The sequence below is a fragment of the Citrobacter sp. Cf087 genome, from assembly GCF_030334285.1.
GTDB lineage: Bacteria > Pseudomonadota > Gammaproteobacteria > Enterobacterales > Enterobacteriaceae > Citrobacter > Citrobacter freundii.
Map to the genome: position 1 here is coordinate 233,094 of NZ_JAOWED010000022.1, position 19,135 is coordinate 252,228.

The window sequence follows — 19,135 nt, forward strand, 5'->3', positions numbered from 1 at the left end:
AGTTATCGTACCTGTAGTGAGCGTTCGCCGATCTCAAGGTGGGCACCCGGTACCGGATTTAACAGTTCTGCTGGCACTTCACCACCATCGGCAGTGATTTGTGCTGCGGCAGCTTCCGCAGCCTCGATCGCTTCTTTGATGGCTTTTTTGTCCGGAGCGACAATCGTCTGAACAGTAACCAACTCATCCGGTAATAGCTTTTCATTGTCGATAACAACGCTGACGCTACCTTTTCGGGCAGTAAAGCTGTTTTTAGGGGTCTTGAGCTTGTCCAGATTGGCTGCAAGCAGGCAAGACAGAATATATTTACGCAGCGTTTTATCTTTATTTTCGAAAGACTTTTTACGCTCAGTCAGGCGCTTTATTTCTTCATCACATGTTTTGGCATGGCCAAGGTTATTACGTGCGATGACCATGATGGCATCCAGCTTATCTGCCAGTTCTCCTTCAATTCCTTCCAGTGTATCGGTGATCATTTCCGGAGTTAGTTCATCAGAGCTTTCCAGCAATTGCAGAAGGTTGGTGTAGTCAGCAGCTAACGCGATTGCAGTAGTCATTATGCATTCTCCTGGGCTTTGTTCAGTTCAGCGATACGTTCATCTTTGATAGTTGTCAGGCGACGCAGGCGACCACTTAAATAGCGCGCATGTTGCGTGTCACCCTTCGCCTCTGCGTCCTTGCGATGCACTTCTGCTTCACGGGCAATCGAAGAATAAACCTTATTGATCTCGTTCTCTGACACAGCTGATGCAAGGGTGTTTGCGACTTTGGTCAGTTTATCGTCCAGTTCCTGACGTACGCGGGCTGCATCCTCTGCGTTTTCGCTGGCGTTTTTGAGCGCAAATTCAGCTTTATTTTTCTGGCGATATTCCGGGTTGTCGTACAGGCCCATAAAAATATCCGCGCAGAAACCAAGAGCAGACAACGCTTTTTTGGTTGCGTCAGTCAGTGATTTTTTTGTCGCTTCACTGTCACAGAAGGGGCCGAATTTGGTGCTGTAAAGGTAAGGTGTGCAGCCGTAAGCGATCTCTGTACCTCGTTTGCCATTACGGATGTACCAAAGCTTGATTTTGATAACGTGGTTTTTCTCAGTCAGTATGCCGCCGATTCCATCAGGGATAAGTTCCCATGTATTGTTACCGTCAGCTCCCTTTACCGTGCGAGTGATTGGCGCACCATCATCAAAGCGTTCTTCCAGAATATCCACGCCCCAGCCGATACCTTTCGGACCAAATTCACGGGTGGCAATCATGGTCATGTAGGTACCATTGATGGAGGTACCGCCGCCATTCACAGAGAATGCGGAGGTAAAGCGCTCATCTGTTTTGAATACTTCTTTCCACAACTCCAGGTTGTCGCTTTCGCCAACCTGCATTTCATTAATGCTCTTAACCAGTTCTGACGCCTGATGAGGCTGTTCTTCACGCTTAACTCGATCGACGAGCTGATCCACATCCTGAACAATTTTTTTCACTTTATCGCTCAGATTTTCATTCTGTTTGTCAGTTGTGTCCTGGCTGGTCGCATATACTCCGTAACCCATATTATTTAGCGTTTCACGAGCCTGCTCCGCCTGGTCTTCTGTAACTGTTTCCTGTTTTGCCACTTCCGTTTTTTCACCTTCATTTGAGGCAGTTTCAGGCATAGTTCCATCACGCGAAAGCGTTCCGTCATTGTGGATTGAATCCTGCGGTTGGGTATCGGTTTTAACCCATTTAGGATCATTTGGGTCGCTGATACCTTCCACATATTCGCCGCGCGCTGCTGCAAGCTGTTTGCCGGTTTTTTCTGCATCAGTTTCAACACATTCGAGCTGACCATGTTCAGCCAGCCATGAATCAATATGGCGTCGCAGTGACTCAGGGAAATGGTATGTATCTTTAGATGGGACATTCTGAATAACCCCAAAGATACTCGGACGGTCATATTTGAGGATCTTCCCGGTAGTACGTAATGCGGCTGACCAACGTTTGAAATCTTCCCGGTCATCGGAAATCATTTTTTCCGCATCACGGAGATTTCCTGATAACACTGGTGCATCGGGAGCAATCGGAAGGAGGGCAACGGCAATTTCCTGATCCAGTGTCGCGTAAGTATGTTTATAACCACGTTGTGGCGCCACAGCGACATTGTCATTTTTAACGCAGGTACTAAGTGATGATGTTTTGTTTGGCACCATCTCGTCACGCTTACTTGGGTTTTCCAGCCAGCGTTTAATAAATTGTGAAATCGCAGCCTTACCCGGTGTTTGATCTTCAAAGTTTGCGTAAATGGCCTGAATGAGATTATTCAGCCCTTCAACATGCATATGTTGCACGGGTTCGTTATTGTGCAGCGCGTGGAGAATATTGAGATTAACCCGATCATCCTCATCAAAGGATTCATCGTTATTTTCCAAATTATCGAGATAGTCCAGCACCTGAGAGTAAAGAACGCCATCAATGGGAGAATCGCTGAACATAAGGACGGCCGCGAAGCGTTCCCTGGATGGTAGCTTTGCCAGATCGATAATCTCGTTACTGGCTGGCAGGTTTGAAACGTTGGTCTCCTGTTCGTTGATGACCCATTTTTCCCCGTCGAATGTGTGTGCCAGGGCAAATTGTTCATCGAACTTACCAACAGCCGGCAACGGCAGACCTTCAGCATGTTCCCATAACTTGGGTTTGAAATAGTTGTCACCGTTGGCTGGGTAGGCTTCCCAGAGTTTGCCGGTCATGATGCTTTCTGCCACTTTTTTATTTGGCGCATCAATTGCGATCGCCAGCTGAACGGCCCCGCAATCTTTAACCGCTGATTTTTTTGGCTCAAATAAGCCGTTGTAGATGGTCATTGGTCTTTCCTCTTTGGTTACTGGCGCTGGTCTGGCGCCGGCTGATCAAAATGGGATATCGCTTTCCTGAACAGGGGTATGATCAATACACAGTAGTTGCTGTATTTTGTCGTCGACACGGTCAATCTGATGTTGTGCTTCCGCCGCAATCGTCTCTTTCTGGCCGCGCAGCTGGTCGACCTGCAGAGCAATGATGTCGAATGGCTCAGGCTGGTTTATATCAAGGGTAATTTCACGGGTTTCCAACAAAACGTAAGTGTCCGGAAAGTTGCGTGACATGTCACTGGTGGCAACGATGTATTTATCCGAAGAAAACGTTTGGGTGTGGTAGTGAATGTACAGCTTTACAGGGATGGTAAGCGCTTCCATAGCGACTCCTTAGTGATGTATACTCGGAGCCGATCAGCGAATATTGATCAGCTTCCATAGCGTCAGTGTCGTTGGTCTTTCCTCTCCGTAGGGTTGGTCCCCTACGGAATCCGAATGGTTTGGTCGCCGTTCGGGGTAACTGGCCCGCCTTGTGCGGGCCTTTTGCCATCTAAAGGTTGCCCGTCTTTCCGGGCTGTCAGGGCTGGTCATGCCCCATTGGTCTTTCCTCCCGGACTTTCCCGGCGTCATACTGCTGGTCAGCTCTCACCTTCAGGGAACGCTATCGCAACAGCAAAATAGGGATGTGGCGCCAGATGCTTATCTTCTGGTTGTCTCGATGGACTGCAATTCGCCACAATTCGAATTCTGTGCGGTCTTTCCCGCATGTCAGCGTACTGGCGGCGCCCCGCAGAATTCTTTGCCTGTCTTTCCAGACTGTCAGAACGTTTTCTGAACAACTGCCGCGTGGTTAGTGCGTCGTTGATGGAGTGAATATTAGAATTGGACATATTTATGGTCAAGTAAAAAATAATACTAAAAAGAATATTTTCTGTATTCCATTGATTAATAGGCAAAAAAAAATCCCGCTTGGCGGGATTCTTTTAATTAAGGGATTTTATTGCTTTCTGGCTGCAAGAAGCTCTTCGAAAAGCTTATCAAAGCCGCTTACTTTTTCTTTTAATTCAGTAAGATGCCTTTCTTTTTCACTTTGCGGAAGTCTTTCGTACAGCTCAATTAACTCTGTTTCTTCTGGTTTTAGTAGCCGCCATCCCGCCGATGAATAGTCATCGATATGAGTACCTGATTTTCGAACGTAATTCATTAGTTCCGCTAGATCAGGTCTAAGTTCTTCAGGTTTAACTCCCAATAGTGCTGCGAATTTTAGAGCTGCGTCAGTATTGAGTGGAATATTGCCATTCAGATAATGGCTGACCGTGGCTTGCGTGCTGAAGCCAAGCGCGTCTGCCGCCTTTTCTTGCGTAAGACGTAAAGTTACTTTTTTCTCGTTCCAGACTTCCCGGAGACGTTGAGCTGTTTCAGCTTCAGCTGCGTCGAGCGTTTTCTTTCTCATAACGACCATATTATTCGCAAAATTAATTTGCACCCAATCGCATAACTATTGACAGTTGGTTATTCTTAAAACTAATATTCACTCGTCACATACATCAATAGGAGGACAAATGGATCTCAAAAACTACTTAAAGACTTCTGGCGTTCGCCAGCATGACTTCGCTGTATTGGTTGGTGAAACACAGGGGTACGTTAGTCGTGTAGCTTCCGGTAAATGCTTACTTGGCGCAGCTACGGCACTTAAATGGGCCGCTGCAACTGCGTTTCAGGTAACGCCTCATGACTTTCGTCCTGATCTTTACCCGAACCCAACCGACGGTGTTCCAGATAGGAATGCAGCTTAACAAAGGGCGTATTTGAAATCTGATTACGCTTAATCAGGTTTTCAGCGACAGGAGACGCGACGAAGTGGAAAACCTCGACGAACTGAAAAGAGAAATCTTCAACTGGGCTGCTGAGCGTGGGCAGGAACATGTTGCTATTGAGATCACTCGCATGTGGTTTCGAATGGGCGGCAATACCAGCTGCGTAAAACTGCACCCGATGGAAGATTCAAAAGGTAATGCTGACTGGCGGGCAATCAACAACAACCGGCAGCAGATTTTTCGCTGGCTACGTGGTGAGACGAAAGCGGCAAGAATCAAAACTAAAGCGCTGGCCATGGCCATGGAGGCTGCATTGCCTGCGGAACGATATGCACAGCTGGGAATGACCACTCAGCAGTTAATTTGCATTGCGATTCGTGATTTTGCCGCGGCGATTATTGCCTTGCTGCTTGATGCCAGAGATCGACCACAGCGGATAGCACAGGCACTACAAGCCATACAGGAAACACAGCGCCTGACCAGCGTTTAACTTGTATCGAGGAAAGACCAATATGCAGACAACAATGAACCGCATTACCTGGCGGAACGGTTTCCGCTTGAATGGTAATCCAGCCCTAATGTCCGATGTTCAAAGTATTTTTGAAGAACGTGTGACAGCCAAAAAATGGGAGCTTTACGAGCTGCGCAAAGCAGAGTTGCGCGAAAAACTCCTGTCACCGAAAGATTTTGAAATTGCCTGTCGTGATCTGGCTGAGTTGCTGGGGATCTGATTATGAGTATGACTCTAATGGCCCGGGCAATGGCAATAAAAACCGGAAACCCAATCCGTAAACTGGTTCTGATTAAGCTTGCAGATAACGCCAATGATAATGGTGAATGCTGGCCATCTTATCAGCACATAGCTGATCATTGCGAATGTAGCAGGAGTGCTGTTCGTACGCACATTGATGCGCTTATTGGCATGGGAGTTTTAACAAAAGAAAACCGCATGGGTATAAACAATGGCAAGGGCAATACGTCGAATGTGTATTACCTGAATCTTGATACCCCTATGCCACCAAAAAGCACAGCCCCTGTGCCGTCAAAAGTCACAGGTATGCCGTTAGAAAACACACCCCCTATGCCATGTGGTGGCACCAGAACCAGTCACTCTTTTGAACCAGTCAATGAACCTAATGATCCCCCTAACCCCCAGAAGGGGGAGGGCGACGAATGGAGCCTTGCGGACGCTAAAAAAGCCCTGGAATTCTACAACGAACAAACCGGTACCCGTTGCCGCGATGTTAAGCCGTTCGTTCTCATGCTTACGCCGACACAAACGCGGGAAGCATACACACTGGCTGAGCTGCAATTAGTTATTCGTTGGGTTCTGGCGACATGGCGCCGCCGTGGTTCTGGCTTACCTAAACCAGCCAATATCTGCCGTGTTAATCGCTTTGATGGTTATCTCGCAGATGCCGAAGCATGGGCCACTACGGAGGCTGATGTCGATCCGGATGCCGTCATGAACGGCTACAACGAGATATTCGCTGACACACTGCCTGCTGCTGAACTGGATGCAGATCGCCGCCGGATGATTATTCGCTTGGCGGCCCATATGAAAAATAAAACTACGGGAGCATTCCTGGGTTACTTCGAAAAATTCCGTGCTGATGCCCCTGATTTTTATTTCGGTTCTAACGGTGGATGGCGCGCCAGCTTTGATTATTTGATGAAACCAGAAACTTTACGTAATACCCGGGAAGGTTCGCTATGACTCCGCAGGAACTGGAAGCGTGTGTGCTGGCAGGGTTGCTGAATGGTGGTGCTACACCTGACGCATTTGACGTGATCGCATCCACACCAGAGGAATCATTCAGCATTGGTTTTTATCGTCGCGCATTCAGCGAAATAAAAAAACAGGCACTGACTAACGGCATGATCGACATGCTTTTCATCAGTGAGGCGCTGGGCGGTTCAAGCCTGGCTGATTTGTCGGAAATTTCCCGCATACCAGCAACGATTCCGAATCTTAAAGGGTATGCAGGGAAGATGGTTAAAGCATGGCGTAGCCGTGCGCTGGCGAAACTTTTGCAGGATGGCGCCGACGGCATCCGCAATGCTGCCAACCAGGAACAACGTGATCAGGTTGTGGAAAAGGCTGTGGCGCAGCTGCTGGATATGACCGCTGAAAGCGGCGACGTCCAACCGGTACACATTAACGAGCTGTTGCCCGCCTACATGGACACCGTACAGAAACGCATGGAAGGCGATGAATCCACGCGTAACCTTCTGACCGGGATTGTAGATCTCGATAATGCTACTGGAGGTATTAACCCGCAGGATCTGATTGTCGTTGCTGGTCGACCAGGTATGGGTAAAACCGAATTTGCTCTTACAGTTGTGGAAGGCGTAACCGCTAAAGGCGGAGGCGCGCTAATTTTCAGCATGGAAATGGCCGCTGCTCAGATTGTTGAACGCTCACTGGCTGGTGCCGGAAATCTGTCAGTTTCCCGTCTGCGTAACCCACAGGATATGTACGATGAGGACTGGGCACGATTAACCGCTGCGATAGGTGAGCTTACGGATCGCGATATCTGGATCGTGGATGCAACCGACCTTACGGTTGAACAGATTCGCGCAATTGCCGAAACGCACAAACGACGTCACCCGCATCTGGCGATGATCATGGTCGACTATCTCGGCCTGATTAAAAAACCAAAAGCGGAACGTAACGATCTCGCCGTAGCGCATATTTCCCGAAATCTTAAAACGATGGCTATGCGCCTGCACACGCCAACCTTTGCACTGAGTCAGCTCTCCCGCGCTGTTGATGCGCGCCAGGGGGCACAGCGCCGCCCGGTAATGTCAGACCTGCGTGATTCAGGCTCTATTGAGCAGGATGCTGACAGCATTCTGTTTCTGTACAGAGATGAAGTTTATAACCCCGAAAGCCCGGCTGCAGGTGTAGCTGAGGTCATTCTCGGTAAATGCCGTTTTGCAGCTGCTGGTACCGTAGTTTACCAGGAGTTTAAAAATGGTCACTTTCTGCCGATCGACCAGCACATTGGCAAAGAAAAAACACGGATTCAACTGGAGGCTGCAAAACCAAGAAAACAGCACCGTAAATATGCAGAGAAGTACAACACCGACGCATTTTAAAACGCCTGACCAGCGTGAAATACAATGAGGAAAGACCAATGACCGATTTAATTTATCCTAAAGTAGCGACAATTGACGATGCCTGTGACTGGACGAACGTAATCATCTGGCGGATGAACGCAGGTGCCAGGGCTCGCAGCCGTTCGGTTTATGTACCTTGCCCGCGTCCGGTTCCTGTTCCGGGATTAACTGCTCGCGCGGCCCCAAAAAATAAAAAATCAAAACCTGTTGAAACCAATCCACGGTGTTTCAGTAAGACGCATACCGGAACCGTTATTTATTCAGGTGGAGAGAAGACCGTAAAACTCCGCGAAACGGCAACTGTATGGACTTCCGGAAGCAAAGAGAATTACGACAAAAAAACGGGCTATAGGGTAGGTATTACCAGCCGCTGTCGTTTGCTGCTGGATACCATAAAACCCATTGAGAATCCTACTGAATCCCAATTACCCAAAAAATCCAGAGAACTGTCGGCGGAATACCTCGTGGCGATTATGAAGGGTAAAACGCTCTCATATCAGGGGATTATGTCAGCGATTAAAAAATATTACCCGGACATCAAAATTACCCTGGATCAGCTCCAGAAACGCGTCTTTGCGCTTTGCATGTCGAACTTTGTTGGCATCGAACGGCATGACGATATGCCGGTTACACACTTCACGCTGAAAAGCGTTGATCCCCGTTTCTACGTTCACTCAGAGAAAAACATGAGGGCTTAAGGCATGACCGGGCAATCGGATTACCTCCCGCCCGGTCTCCCGCTCAATCGTGCGAAATGGCCACAAGAGTGCCAACTCAAAGAGCATTACGACATGCGCGCCGCTGCGCTCGTGCGCCAGCTCTATGAGCGGAAAGTTACTCGCCAGATGGTTATTCAGCACATTGACGCGACACCGGAGAGTTATCGGGAATTTTTCAGAGAACGATTGAATTACTGGCGCCAGCAGCGCGAAGGGGGAAAGAGTGAATAAAAAATACACATTAATTTACGCGGATCCTCCATGGGCATACAGGGACAAAGCAGCTGATGGTGACCGCGGCGCCGGATTCAAATATCCAGTGATGAATGTTCTAGATATTTGCCGTCTTCCTGTGTGGGATCTCACAGCAGAAAGTTGCCTTCTGGCTATGTGGTGGGTTCCGACGCAGCCGGTTGAAGCTCTGAAGGTAGTTGAAGCATGGGGGTTCCGTCTGATGACAATGAAAGGCTTTACCTGGAATAAGAGCGGAAGCCGCCAGACAGAAAAACTGGTTATGGGAATGGGACATATGACCCGCGCTAATAGCGAAGATTGCCTTTTTGCAGTTAAGGGGAATCTTCCTGAGCGTATTGACGCAGGGATCGTCCAGTCATTCACAGCGCCGCGCTTGGCGCATTCGCAGAAACCGGACGTTGTTCGTGAAAAGTTGGTTCAACTGCTGGGGGATGTTCCACGCATAGAACTATTTGCGCGTCGGTCCTCGCATGGTTTCGATGTATGGGGAAATGAATGTGATTCGCCAGATGTAATGCTCTTACCTGGCATTGCTGAATATATCAAAGAGCAAAAGGAGTCAGCCCAATGACAGCACTCAACAAACAGGATCTGCGCCTAACCGCAGAGAAAGCGAAAGATAACTTCATTCCGAACTTCATGGTTCCCACTCGGGATGTGCTGGCGCTGCTGTATGAACTGGAATCCGCAGAGGAGCGCATAGCAGAACTGGAGGCGGTGCGTGAAGTGTTTTTACGTGCAAAGGCTCTGATGTATCAATCTGGCGGTGCGCCCATCGAAAACTCGCTGAATCCGATTGATGCGTGGTTGTATGACGCAGAACATGCCGACGCTGGTATTGGCGTGAAGGGGGAGTGATGGCAGAGCAAACAATATTGGACGTGTGTTGCGGCTCCCGGATGTTCTGGTTTGATAAACAGGATGAGCGAGCCGTATTCAGCGACATTCGTGCCGAGGAGCACACCCTATGTGACGGACGCCATCTGGTCATTAGCCCGGATGTAATCGCCGACTTCCGCGCACTGCCTTTCACTGACAACACCTTCCCGGTTGTGGTATTCGATCCGCCTCACCTTGAGCGCGTTGGTGATGATGCCTGGATGGGAAAGAAATACGGCAGGCTAAACAAAGATACTTGGCGAGACGACTTGCGCGCCGGATTTACTGAGGCGTTCAGGGTCTTGCGGCCACACGGCGTCCTCATCTTCAAATGGAACGAAACGCAGATCCCTGTTAGCCAGGTACTGATGCTGACAGACGTTAAGCCAGTCATCGGCCAGCGCACCGGAAAGAACGATAAAACCCACTGGATGATTTTTACGAAAGAAGCCGGCGACGATATCTGCAACCTCAATAGTGCGCTCCTTGATAGTGCTTACCGTAGATTACATGAACTGGAGAGCTTGCTTCTTCTTGAGGTGCCAGAAACAGTCTGGCCAGCTGAGGTCAAGATGATTTTTGAGCAAATAAAAGATACTGAGAATCTGCCTGAACATCACCAACAGCGATTAAAACACCATATTAATCGTATGTGGTTAGAAAAAATGTCAGTACCGACGATTGTGACCGCGGCTCGTTCGCTGAAAAATGCAATGGAGAAATACGCGTGAGAGAAATCATCGTTGATAACTTTGCCGGCGGCGGTGGGGCGAGTACGGGAATTGAGCTGGCGATCGGTCGTAGTGTTGATATAGCAATCAACCACGATGAGAACGCCGTGGCGATGCACACAACGAATCACCCTGATACGCTGCACTATTGCGAATCTGTGTATGAGGTTCGCCCCAAGATAGCTACCGCAGGACGTCCGGTGGCGCTGGCGTGGTTTTCTCCAGATTGCCGCCACTTTTCTAAAGCTAAAGGGGCGAAGCCTGTCGAGAAAGCGATCCGCGGACTGGCTTGGGTGGTGCTGCGCTGGGGGCTGGATGTTGAGCCGCGGGTAATGAAACTGGAGAACGTCGAAGAGTTTAAAACGTGGGGGCCGCTACTGGCTGGAGAAATGCGACCAGACTCATCCCGCGCAGGCGAAACTTTTGAAGCGTTTATTGGCATGCTGACAACCGGCATCCCGGCGAACCATCCGGCGCTGGAGGAATGCTGCGAGTTTTTGAATATTTCGCTTGATAGCGAAGACGCCGCGCGGCTGGTAAAAGGCCTGGGCTATGTAGTCGAGTATCGCGAACTGCGCGCCTGTGACTACGGCGCACCGACAATCAGAAAGCGTTTCTTCATGGTTATGCGCCGTGATGGGAAGCCTATTGTATGGCCGGAACCAACGCATGGGGATCCTAAATCTCCTGCGGTTCAGTCGGGCAGGCTGGCGCCATGGCGCACAGCTGCGGAGTGTATCGACTGGACAATTCCGGCGCCGTCGATATTCGACCGCAAAAAGCCGCTGGCAGAAAATACCCTGAAGCGGATCGCGCGCGGCATACAGCGATTTGTGATCGACAGTGCGTCACCGTTCATCGTGAAGTGCAATCACACCAGCACCAAAACGAGTTACGACTGTTTCCGTGGTCAGGCGCTGGGCGAGCCTTTGCAGACCATTACTAAAACCCACGGTTACGCGTTAGCCGTTCCGCACCTGACAAAGTTTCGCACTGGCGCAACAGGCCAGTCCGTTACCGAACCAATACCGACGGTAACCGCTGGCACATCAAAACGTCCAGGTGGAAATGGGCATGCACTCGGGATTGTTGAGGCTGCACTGACGCCATTCCTGGCGGGTAATGGTGGTAGTGAATACCAGGCTAAACCGCGCCCGCTGGATAAACCTGCTCATACCATTCTGAAGCAATCCCGCGCCTGTCTTGTTGCGCCAGTGATAGCCCGCCAGTTTGGGGCCAGCGTCGGCCACCGGGCAGACGAACCGAGCGCAACCATCACCGCTGGCGGTGGCGGTAAATCTCAACTGGTAACACCAACGTTGATCCAGATGGGATATGGCGAGCGCCCCGGACAGGAGCTGCGAGTGCTGCAACTGGATAATCCGCTGGGTACCGTTACTGCCGGCGGCAATAAGTTCGCGACGGTGAGCGCATTCCTTGCGAAGCATTACGGCGGGAATTACTCCGGGCCGGGAGTCGGGTTGGACGAACCAGCACACTCGGTCACCACCGTTGATCACCATGCAGTTGTTGCCTCACACCTGGTGAAGTTGCGCGGTACATGCCGGGACGGGCAGCGTACAGACGAACCCATGCCAACGATCACCGCTGGTGGTCAGCACGTAGGGGAGGTAAAAACCACATTGGCAGCTGACGGGTATGACGAGCACCGCGCACAGCAGACGCTGGCATTCCTGCAGGAATACTGTGGCGAGGATTGCGACGGACTGGTGACAGTTGATGGCATAACTTACCGCATCGTTGATATTGGCATGCGCATGCTGCAACCGCATGAACTTTACCGCGCGCAGGGCTTCCCTGAGTGGTACATCATCGACCAGGACTATCGGGGTAAGAAGTACGCGAAGGACAAGCAGGTAGCTCGTTGTGGCAACGCTGTGCCGCCACCGTTTGCAGAGGCACTGGTGAGGGCTAATTTGCCTGAATTATGTGTAAGCAGGGAGGCCGCGTAATGGCAAAATCAGCAGCAGAGCGTAAAGCAGCGCAGCGTGCCCGACAATCTGCCGCTGGTGAGCGGAAACTTGAACTGGTGCTGGATGCGCAGGAACTGGAAATGCTTGTCCGAAACTGCGCAGATCGTCGACCGGGACGCGCACCCTATGAAATGGGTGAATACATTGCGCTTCTCATTCGCCAGGATGATGCGCGTGTAAAGTGGCATATCAAATCAATCAGCGCGAACCGCTGCGGTAAATGTGGGGATGCGCTCCCAGTTAAATCATGCCCGTGTGCAGGTGATTCTCAGTGCTGGGTTACATACGGATGGCATGCGGTGAAACTGACAGTGTGACATGTCACGAGAGCTTAAAACCGGAAAGAGAACCGCCAGATAATGGCGGTTTTTCTTTATTAAACAGATGTGTACAAAATAACCGGACTTGGTTTTTTAACGTTTTGTGCCTTTAAAAGTTTGCACTTACTGCCACTTGGGAGTATATATACTGTATGTTTATACAGTGTACTTGTGAGGGAGGGAACGTGTTCAAAAAGACGGAGGTAGGGGAACATCTCCCCGATAACGGTCGCGTTCTCATAACCTGCAAGAATGGTAAGGTGACAGCACTCAGAAACATCTACGATGATGAGCATGTAGCATCGCTTAAGTCTTTGTTAGAGCTGGCAGAACAAGCAGGTTGTGTCGTTGTTCAAAGAGGTAAAACTAAGATATAATCTTGTTACCGGACTGAACACCCGGTACCTGTATTTCTGAGCAATTGCTGCGCTAAAGGGGAAACCAATGGCGCAGTATTCATTTGTAAAATCAGCTGGCGGAGTATTAATTCCGGCAACGCCTGACGCACGGGAGTTTATCGAGAAAAAATTCCGCCTTGGTGCCGTTTTATATGCTGACTTTAAACAGGCACGTAATGCGGCATTTCACCGTAAATTTTTTGCACTCCTGAATCTTGGTTTCGATTACTGGCAACCGTCGGGCGGTGCAATATCCCCGGCAGATAAAAAACTGGTTCGTGGATATGTGCAGCTGGTGGCCCATTATGCTGGTCATGAAGAAACACTCCAGGAACTGGCCGATCAGTATCTGCGTGAAGAGGCAGAAAAACGCGCCGGTAATATCAGCGCTGTAAAATCCTTTGAAGCCTTTCGCGCCTGGGTAACTATTGAGGCGGGTTTTTATACTCAATACGAAATGCCAGACGGGACGACCCGCAACGAACCCAAATCCATATCGTTTGCCAAAATGGACGATCTCGAGTTTTCCCAACTCTATAAATCCGTACTTGATGTGCTATGGAATTATATTTTGTTCCGCACATTTCCCACCCAGCAGGCTGCAGAAAACGCCGCCTCACAATTATTCAGTTACGCCGCATGAAGAAAATTGATCTCACCAAACAGGCGCGCGGTCGCATGTGTACTGTGCGTATTCCAGGTATCTGCAATTTTGATCCAGAAACCAGCGTTCTTGCCCATTATCGCATGAGTGACACCTGCGGGATGGGAATCAAACCACATGACATGCAGGCAGCAATTGCCTGCAACTGTTGCCATGACGTAATCGATGGTCGTGTGAAAACCGATATTGATCAGGACACTCTGAGGCTATATCACGCCGAAGGTGTTTTCCGTACCCAACAAATCTGGAGAGAGGAGGCGTTTATATGATTAACCCATCAACGATAGGAAAGGGTGGTGAAATGCTGCGATTAAACACCCTCGAGTCAGTCTGGATTCAGGGAAAACTTCGTATGTGGGGCCGATGGTCATATATTGGCTCCGGCTCTGGCGGACATATGTTTAATAACCTTCTCGCGTCAAAAAAAGTCAGTAAAACTGCCATTCAACAGGTATTGAAGCATCTCAAATCATCGGGTCTGGATCACAGTGAACTGATGTCATATTTTCTGGACATGCTTTCCGGAAAAGAAAAAAGCAACCTTGCATTCTGTACCGATGAAGAAGGCCTCTTAATGGATGCTGTGATTGGTGAAATATTGGTTCGGACAGGTCATCAGCGTCTTTTTAAATTGATAGTTGATCGGTACAAGGATCGTATGAGTAAGAAGGCTATGGCAAGAGAACTGAATACCCGTCACCCGGAATGGTGCCTACGTACCTGCGAAAGCCGAATTGATGTCTGGTTGCAGATGGCAGAAGCAATGCTGTACTTACCAATGTGTGATGTATTCGATAAAAAAGCTGATCGATTCCGGTTGCAAAGTTGCGCGGGGATTGCTTGAATTCAGCTATGCTCGCGAAGCTACACCCGCAGCGATAGATAAAAATTAATAACCCGCCATCAAGCGGGTTTTGTCGTTTCTGGAGGATGGAAAAATGAAATAGCTAAACGGAAAGACCGCATTGGATGCCATATTTTGGCAACGTGACGACAGCGTTAATCTGGTCGGGCTCCCATGGCGACGTAGTGAGGGAGAGGAAGCTTAAAGCATCACTTAGTTACGGCTGGCGCCCGGTTTAACGCATCAGTAGCCCGACAAAGATACAGTGCGCCGCGACACTCACAGCGGCAACGATTAACGAGCCTCGGTATTTACCGGGGATTCATCATATTCAGGGCTCGCTGACGGACGGCTCATAACCCAATCCGACAGGCGCTTGCGCAGAGCCCGCCTCTATATCAGGCTCCGGGTTCCATCTTCGACATTGCCCCGTAGCATATACAGCCCGATAGCCTGATCCCTTACAACACACAGCGCCCCGATTACGGAGGTGCGGATATGCAACGTATGAACCCAACCGATGGACATAACATGCCGTACTGGTGGTCAGGGCTACTTGGTTTTTTTTCTGTTCTGAGTTTGCAAGATTATGTATTTATCCTTGGCGCTCTGATCTCGGCTTATTTCACCATTAAGACCTACTACGCGAAGCGGAAAGAAGAACGTGAACGGCTTGATGAAGAGAAAAAAAGAACGCAGTTATTGGCTAAGTACCTTGCTGATGTGGCCGTTAAACCAGGTCGAGATCGCCCAGCAGCGGCTGAGGTCGTTACAGAGGCAATGAAACGCATCTCTGGTGAGGTAGCAAAATAACTATGGCCTCAACAAAAACAAAATTAAGCGCTGCCGTTCTTGGACTGGTGCTTGCCGGCGCGCCTGCATCAGTAATTCTCGACCAGTTTCTTGATGAAAAAGAGGGTAACAGTCTGACGGCGTATCGTGACGGCGGCGGAGTGTGGACTATTTGCCGCGGCGCCACGATGGTTGAGGGTAAACCCGTAATACAAGGTATGAAGCTGACGCAGGCGAAATGCGATCAGGTAAACGCCATTGAACGCGATAAGGCGCTGGCTTGGGTAGAACGAAATATAAAGGTGCCGCTGACGGAACCACAGAAAGCAGGTATTGCGTCGTTTTGTCCTTACAACATCGGCCCAGGAAAATGTTTCCCGTCTACGTTCTATAAGCGAATTAATGCTGGCGACCGCAAAGGAGCCTGTGAAGCTATTCGCTGGTGGATTAAAGACGGTGGACGCGACTGTCGTCTGACCAAAGGCCAGAAAAACGGCTGCTATGGGCAGGTAGAACGGCGAGACCAGGAAAGCGCGCTGACGTGCTGGGGGATAGACCAGTGAAGGCTTACTGGAAGCCACTTGCAGAAATACTGCTGGTGGCTTTTTTGTTATGCGCGGTCGCGTACTGGTGTTATTCACGCGGGTATCAGGAGGCGGACTCATCCTGGAAATTGCAGTGGGTCCAACGTGACCTTACTGATGCGACCACTACATTGCAGCGTGAAGTAACCGAAAGAGCAGAAGAGCAGCGCCGCCAGCGCGCCGTAGATGAAGAACGAGAGAAAGCCGATGAAGAACTGGCAAAAGTACAGGCTGATGCTGACGCTGCTAAGCGTGCTCGCGGTGGGTTGCAACAGCAGCTCGCCGAAATACAACGGCAACTCGCAACAAGTGAAACCGGCAGAATTTCCGCAATTGCAGCAGCAAGCCAGGCAAAAGCCGAGACCGGAATATTGCTCGCCCAGCTGCTCGGCGAAGCTGACGATCTGGCGGGAAAATTCGCAAAAGAGGCTGATGAGCGTTATGTCGCCGGAAGTACCTGCGAGCGCACCTACGACAAAGTAACGGGGAACGGTAATGGAAATTAAGTTGGTCAAATACTGGAAGATTGAGCTATTCGAACAATCCAAAGATAAATCGGTAATTGCAGCTATGATGAATGAACCCAAAAAGCCATTCTTCACCGGCTACTCTAAAGAGCCAATTAAACCGCAGAAACTTCAGGGCAGCGATTTTATTTCCCTGGCTCCATCTCCTGACTCCATAGAGACAAAATCTGTTCGAATGTATCGGGTTGATGAAATTAACTGTACTCCGGTCTACGAACAGCCTGTTGATGCGTTTGCTGATGCTGCCGAACCGCTAATTCAGTGGCTTAATGAAAACGCTAACCCACATAGCCAGGTCGTCGTGACAAGCACGGGCGCTGAGCTACTCGTCGGTGAGCGAATTTATAACACTGAAAAATTCCTGAAAGACTGACATTACAGCAGGCATTCTCTGAGTGTCTGCGATAATGACAAACAGGCAGGTGATCAGATATGGCAAAACCGGACTGGGGAGCACTGCAACACCAGTTCCTCGCCGAGCATGCTAAATCCGGTATTTCCCCCAAAGACTGGTGTGAAGCGCAGGGACTGAATTACACATCTGCCCGCCGCTACATAAAAAAACCGACTGCGCAAAATGCGCAACAATCTGCGCAGAAAAAAATGCGCACTGCGCAGGCAAGAAAAAGCGCAGAGAAACTTCTTGATAGTGAACTGACTCCCCAACAGAAGCGCTTCGTTGCTGAATATCTCATAGACCAGAAAGCGACAGCCGCAGCTGAGCGCGCTGGTTACAGTGACGCAAGCTATGGTAGGCAACTCCTAACAGTACCTCACGTTGCGCAGGCAATTGCGCAGCAGCAAAGAGATTCACTTGTGCGCACTTTGGCGAGTGCAGATGAAGTGCTCGAAAAGATGTGGCAGCTCGCTACGTTCGACGCTAACGAAATCTCGCAATATCGCCGGGGATGTTGCCGTTACTGCTGGGGTTTTGGTCATCACTACCAATGGCGTGATGTTATCGAGTTTGAAGAGAGGGAAGCGGAGGCAAAAGCCAAGAAAGGGACAGAACCGGACGATGCTGGCGGATATGGCTACAACCACAACCGCGAGCCTAATCCTGATTGCCCTCGCTGCAATGGTGATGGAGTTGGCAGGCCGTATTTTGCTGACACAACCAAACTATCCTCAATAGCCCGCCTGGCATACTCCGGTACCAAGCTGGTGAAAGGGGGAATTGAGATATCGACCATCAGTCGCGAAAAAATGTTTGAAGCGATAATGCGGCGTCTTGGCCTGACTGAATCCGAACTGGCGCAACGGCTGCTGGATCTGGAAATCCGAAAACGCACCGCCGAAGCCGAACGTCTGGAACAGGAAGTTGAGCTTAAGCGTAAAGGCAAGGGCAAAGACGACGAGCCGACAGTGGTCATTAAACTGGTGAATTCCCCTGATGGCGACTGAACATGTTATTGAGTTCCTGCCGTTCCACGCAGGGCAAAAGAAAATTTACCGCTCTTCGGCAAAGCGAAAAGTTATTCGTGCTGGGCGTCGTTACGGTAAGACAACGATGCTGGAGCAGGCAGGAGGGAACTGGGCGGCACGACAGATGCGTGTAGGCTGGTTTGCGCCGTCATATAAAATTCTGCTGCCGTCGTTTAAAGCTATACGCGACCTGTTAAAGCCGATCACGGTTAGTTCCAGTAAGACCGATGCGATTATCGAAACCATTGGTGGGGGTCAGGTCGAGTTCTGGACGCTGGATAACCCTGATGCGGGCCGTTCCCGTAAATATCACAAAGTCATTATTGATGAGGGAAGCCTCGTTAAGAAAGGCATGCGTGATATCTGGGAACAGGCAATTGAGCCGACGCTGCTCGACTTTGACGGCGATGCCGTAATGGCCGGTACGCCAAAAGGCGTTGATGACGAGAATTTTTTCTATCAGGCCTGTAACGATAAATCGATGGGCTGGGAGGAACATCACGCACCGACCGCTGCCAACCCGACCATTAATCCGGCTGCACTGGCGCGAATTATTGATGGTCGTCCGCCGCTGGTTGTTCAGCAGGAATATAACGCTGACTTTGTGGACTGGCGCGGGCAGAACTTTTTTAAGATGGACTGGTTGCTGGATAACGGCGTGCCAGTCGACTACCCGGCAAGTTGCGATACCGTCTATGGCGTTGTCGACTGCGCCCAGAAAGGCAAGTTACAAAATGATGGTTCAGCCTGCATCTGGTTTGCGCTTATCAATTTTCCAACGCCGTGTCTGGTCATCCTTGATTGGGACATTATCCAGATTGACGGGTATTTCCTGAAAGATGTAGTTCCGCAGTGGATTGGGAAAGCAAAACACCTCAGTGAAATATGCCTCGCAAGGATGGGGACCACGGGACTTTTTATTGAAGATAAAGCTACGGGCATCACGTTACTTCAACAGGGAGCCAATGAGGGCTGGAACGTTCACCCGATAGACAGTGAGTTAACCGCACTGCCAAAGGAATCCCGCGCAATCAACATATCCGGATATGTCGCCTCCGGGAAAGTCCGCATTTCAAAATACGCCTATGAAAAGATTGTCGAATACAAGCAGTCGAAGAAAAACCATCTTCTGACGCAGGTTCTTCAGTTCATCATTGGCGAAGAGAATCAGGACGATGACCTGTTTGATTGTTTTAACTACGGCATCGCTCTTGGGCTTGGTAACGGCGAAGGCTTCTGACGAGA

25 protein-coding genes and 1 pseudogene are annotated in these 19,135 nt (G+C 49.9%); 22 read left to right on the top strand and 4 right to left on the bottom strand.

The annotated features are described in order from the left end of the window. Positions 1-2: 2 nt before the first annotated feature. The 4 genes from OGV57_RS03070 to OGV57_RS03085 form a co-directional block, all read right to left on the bottom strand. Positions 3-557, bottom strand: coding sequence for a siphovirus Gp157 family protein (locus OGV57_RS03070; protein WP_139754422.1), 555 nt, complete (start codon positions 555-557; stop codon positions 3-5). Further along, positions 557-2,830: a phage-associated endonuclease gene (locus OGV57_RS03075; protein ID WP_200014969.1), complete on the bottom strand. Its 2,274-nt coding sequence runs from the start codon at positions 2,828-2,830 to the stop codon at positions 557-559. The genes OGV57_RS03070 and OGV57_RS03075 overlap by 1 nt, the downstream gene beginning before the upstream one ends. A 45-nt stretch (positions 2,831-2,875) precedes the next feature. After that, positions 2,876-3,199, bottom strand: coding sequence for a hypothetical protein (locus OGV57_RS03080; RefSeq protein WP_200014968.1), 324 nt, complete (start codon positions 3,197-3,199; stop codon positions 2,876-2,878). Between the two features lie 616 nt (positions 3,200-3,815). Further along, positions 3,816-4,271 carry a helix-turn-helix domain-containing protein gene (locus OGV57_RS03085; protein WP_174331022.1) on the bottom strand — a complete coding sequence of 152 codons (456 nt, stop codon included), beginning with the start codon at positions 4,269-4,271 and terminating at the stop codon, positions 3,816-3,818. Positions 4,272-4,380: 109 nt separating this feature from the next. Between OGV57_RS03085 and OGV57_RS03090 the strand changes: the two genes are divergently transcribed. The 22 genes and pseudogenes from OGV57_RS03090 to OGV57_RS03190 all read left to right on the top strand — a co-directional run bounded on the left by OGV57_RS03090 (position 4,381) and on the right by OGV57_RS03190 (position 19,130). Continuing rightward, complete coding sequence (locus tag OGV57_RS03090) at positions 4,381-4,614, top strand: helix-turn-helix domain-containing protein (RefSeq protein ID WP_174331021.1); 234 nt, start codon at positions 4,381-4,383, stop codon at positions 4,612-4,614. A 64-nt stretch (positions 4,615-4,678) separates the two neighbouring features. Beyond that, the gene (locus tag OGV57_RS03095) at positions 4,679-5,125 is read left to right on the top strand and encodes a toxin YdaT family protein (protein ID WP_016152513.1); all 447 of its coding nucleotides are present in this window, start codon (positions 4,679-4,681) and stop codon (positions 5,123-5,125) included. Between the two features lie 22 nt (positions 5,126-5,147). After that, positions 5,148-5,366 (top strand): hypothetical protein, encoded by a 219-nt coding sequence (locus OGV57_RS03100; protein WP_131445588.1) that lies wholly within the window; start codon positions 5,148-5,150, stop codon positions 5,364-5,366. A 2-nt stretch (positions 5,367-5,368) separates the two neighbouring features. Beyond that, positions 5,369-6,352 (top strand): helix-turn-helix domain-containing protein, encoded by a 984-nt coding sequence (locus OGV57_RS03105; RefSeq protein ID WP_200014967.1) that lies wholly within the window; start codon positions 5,369-5,371, stop codon positions 6,350-6,352. Then, a complete protein-coding gene (locus OGV57_RS03110) occupies positions 6,349-7,737 on the top strand; it encodes a replicative DNA helicase (protein ID WP_213190886.1) in 1,389 nt (462 codons plus the stop codon). Before OGV57_RS03105 ends, OGV57_RS03110 begins: the two co-directional genes overlap by 4 nt. Positions 7,738-7,775: 38 nt before the next feature. Then, entirely contained in the window at positions 7,776-8,456 is a 681-nt protein-coding gene (locus OGV57_RS03115) for a hypothetical protein (RefSeq protein ID WP_200014965.1), read from the top strand. A gap of 3 nt (positions 8,457-8,459) precedes the next feature. Continuing rightward, positions 8,460-8,708, top strand: coding sequence for a hypothetical protein (locus OGV57_RS03120; RefSeq protein WP_200014964.1), 249 nt, complete (start codon positions 8,460-8,462; stop codon positions 8,706-8,708). Beyond that, positions 8,701-9,303, top strand: a complete 603-nt coding sequence (locus OGV57_RS03125; RefSeq protein WP_200014963.1) for an MT-A70 family methyltransferase — start codon at positions 8,701-8,703, stop codon at positions 9,301-9,303. The genes OGV57_RS03120 and OGV57_RS03125 overlap by 8 nt, the downstream gene beginning before the upstream one ends. Continuing rightward, positions 9,300-9,590, top strand: coding sequence for a hypothetical protein (locus OGV57_RS03130; RefSeq protein WP_200014962.1), 291 nt, complete (start codon positions 9,300-9,302; stop codon positions 9,588-9,590). Before OGV57_RS03125 ends, OGV57_RS03130 begins: the two co-directional genes overlap by 4 nt. Then, positions 9,590-10,060: pseudogene (locus OGV57_RS03135) on the top strand (class I SAM-dependent methyltransferase); the annotation flags it as partial. The gene OGV57_RS03130 and the pseudogene OGV57_RS03135, both read left to right, overlap by 1 nt. Positions 10,061-10,338: 278 nt before the next feature. Continuing rightward, positions 10,339-12,315 (top strand): DNA cytosine methyltransferase, encoded by a 1,977-nt coding sequence (locus OGV57_RS03140; protein ID WP_200014960.1) that lies wholly within the window; start codon positions 10,339-10,341, stop codon positions 12,313-12,315. After that, a complete protein-coding gene (locus tag OGV57_RS03145) occupies positions 12,315-12,653 on the top strand; it encodes a hypothetical protein (RefSeq protein ID WP_200014959.1) in 339 nt (112 codons plus the stop codon). The genes OGV57_RS03140 and OGV57_RS03145 overlap by 1 nt, the downstream gene beginning before the upstream one ends. A 155-nt stretch (positions 12,654-12,808) precedes the next feature. Continuing rightward, positions 12,809-13,033, top strand: coding sequence for a hypothetical protein (locus OGV57_RS23760; protein WP_233626050.1), 225 nt, complete (start codon positions 12,809-12,811; stop codon positions 13,031-13,033). Between the two features lie 67 nt (positions 13,034-13,100). Beyond that, entirely contained in the window at positions 13,101-13,697 is a 597-nt protein-coding gene (locus OGV57_RS03150; protein ID WP_045441382.1) for a DUF1367 family protein, read from the top strand. Then, the gene (locus OGV57_RS03155) at positions 13,694-13,987 is read left to right on the top strand and encodes a DUF1364 domain-containing protein (protein ID WP_200014958.1); all 294 of its coding nucleotides are present in this window, start codon (positions 13,694-13,696) and stop codon (positions 13,985-13,987) included. The genes OGV57_RS03150 and OGV57_RS03155 overlap by 4 nt, the downstream gene beginning before the upstream one ends. Then, entirely contained in the window at positions 13,984-14,562 is a 579-nt protein-coding gene (locus OGV57_RS03160) for a DUF1133 family protein (protein ID WP_200014957.1), read from the top strand. The genes OGV57_RS03155 and OGV57_RS03160 overlap by 4 nt, the downstream gene beginning before the upstream one ends. Positions 14,563-15,060: 498 nt before the next feature. Then, entirely contained in the window at positions 15,061-15,375 is a 315-nt protein-coding gene (locus tag OGV57_RS03165; protein ID WP_001189445.1) for a hypothetical protein, read from the top strand. Between the two features lie 2 nt (positions 15,376-15,377). Next, the gene (locus OGV57_RS03170) at positions 15,378-15,917 is read left to right on the top strand and encodes a lysozyme (protein ID WP_197385187.1); all 540 of its coding nucleotides are present in this window, start codon (positions 15,378-15,380) and stop codon (positions 15,915-15,917) included. Next, positions 15,914-16,444 (top strand): DUF2514 family protein, encoded by a 531-nt coding sequence (locus OGV57_RS03175; protein WP_376706754.1) that lies wholly within the window; start codon positions 15,914-15,916, stop codon positions 16,442-16,444. Before OGV57_RS03170 ends, OGV57_RS03175 begins: the two co-directional genes overlap by 4 nt. Further along, positions 16,434-16,838, top strand: coding sequence for a hypothetical protein (locus OGV57_RS03180; protein ID WP_213190890.1), 405 nt, complete (start codon positions 16,434-16,436; stop codon positions 16,836-16,838). The genes OGV57_RS03175 and OGV57_RS03180 overlap by 11 nt, the downstream gene beginning before the upstream one ends. Before the next feature lie 59 nt (positions 16,839-16,897). After that, complete coding sequence (locus OGV57_RS03185) at positions 16,898-17,869, top strand: terminase small subunit (RefSeq protein ID WP_200014956.1); 972 nt, start codon at positions 16,898-16,900, stop codon at positions 17,867-17,869. After that, positions 17,859-19,130, top strand: coding sequence for a MalT transcriptional regulator family protein (locus tag OGV57_RS03190; protein WP_200014955.1), 1,272 nt, complete (start codon positions 17,859-17,861; stop codon positions 19,128-19,130). Before OGV57_RS03185 ends, OGV57_RS03190 begins: the two co-directional genes overlap by 11 nt. Positions 19,131-19,135 lie beyond the last annotated feature (5 nt).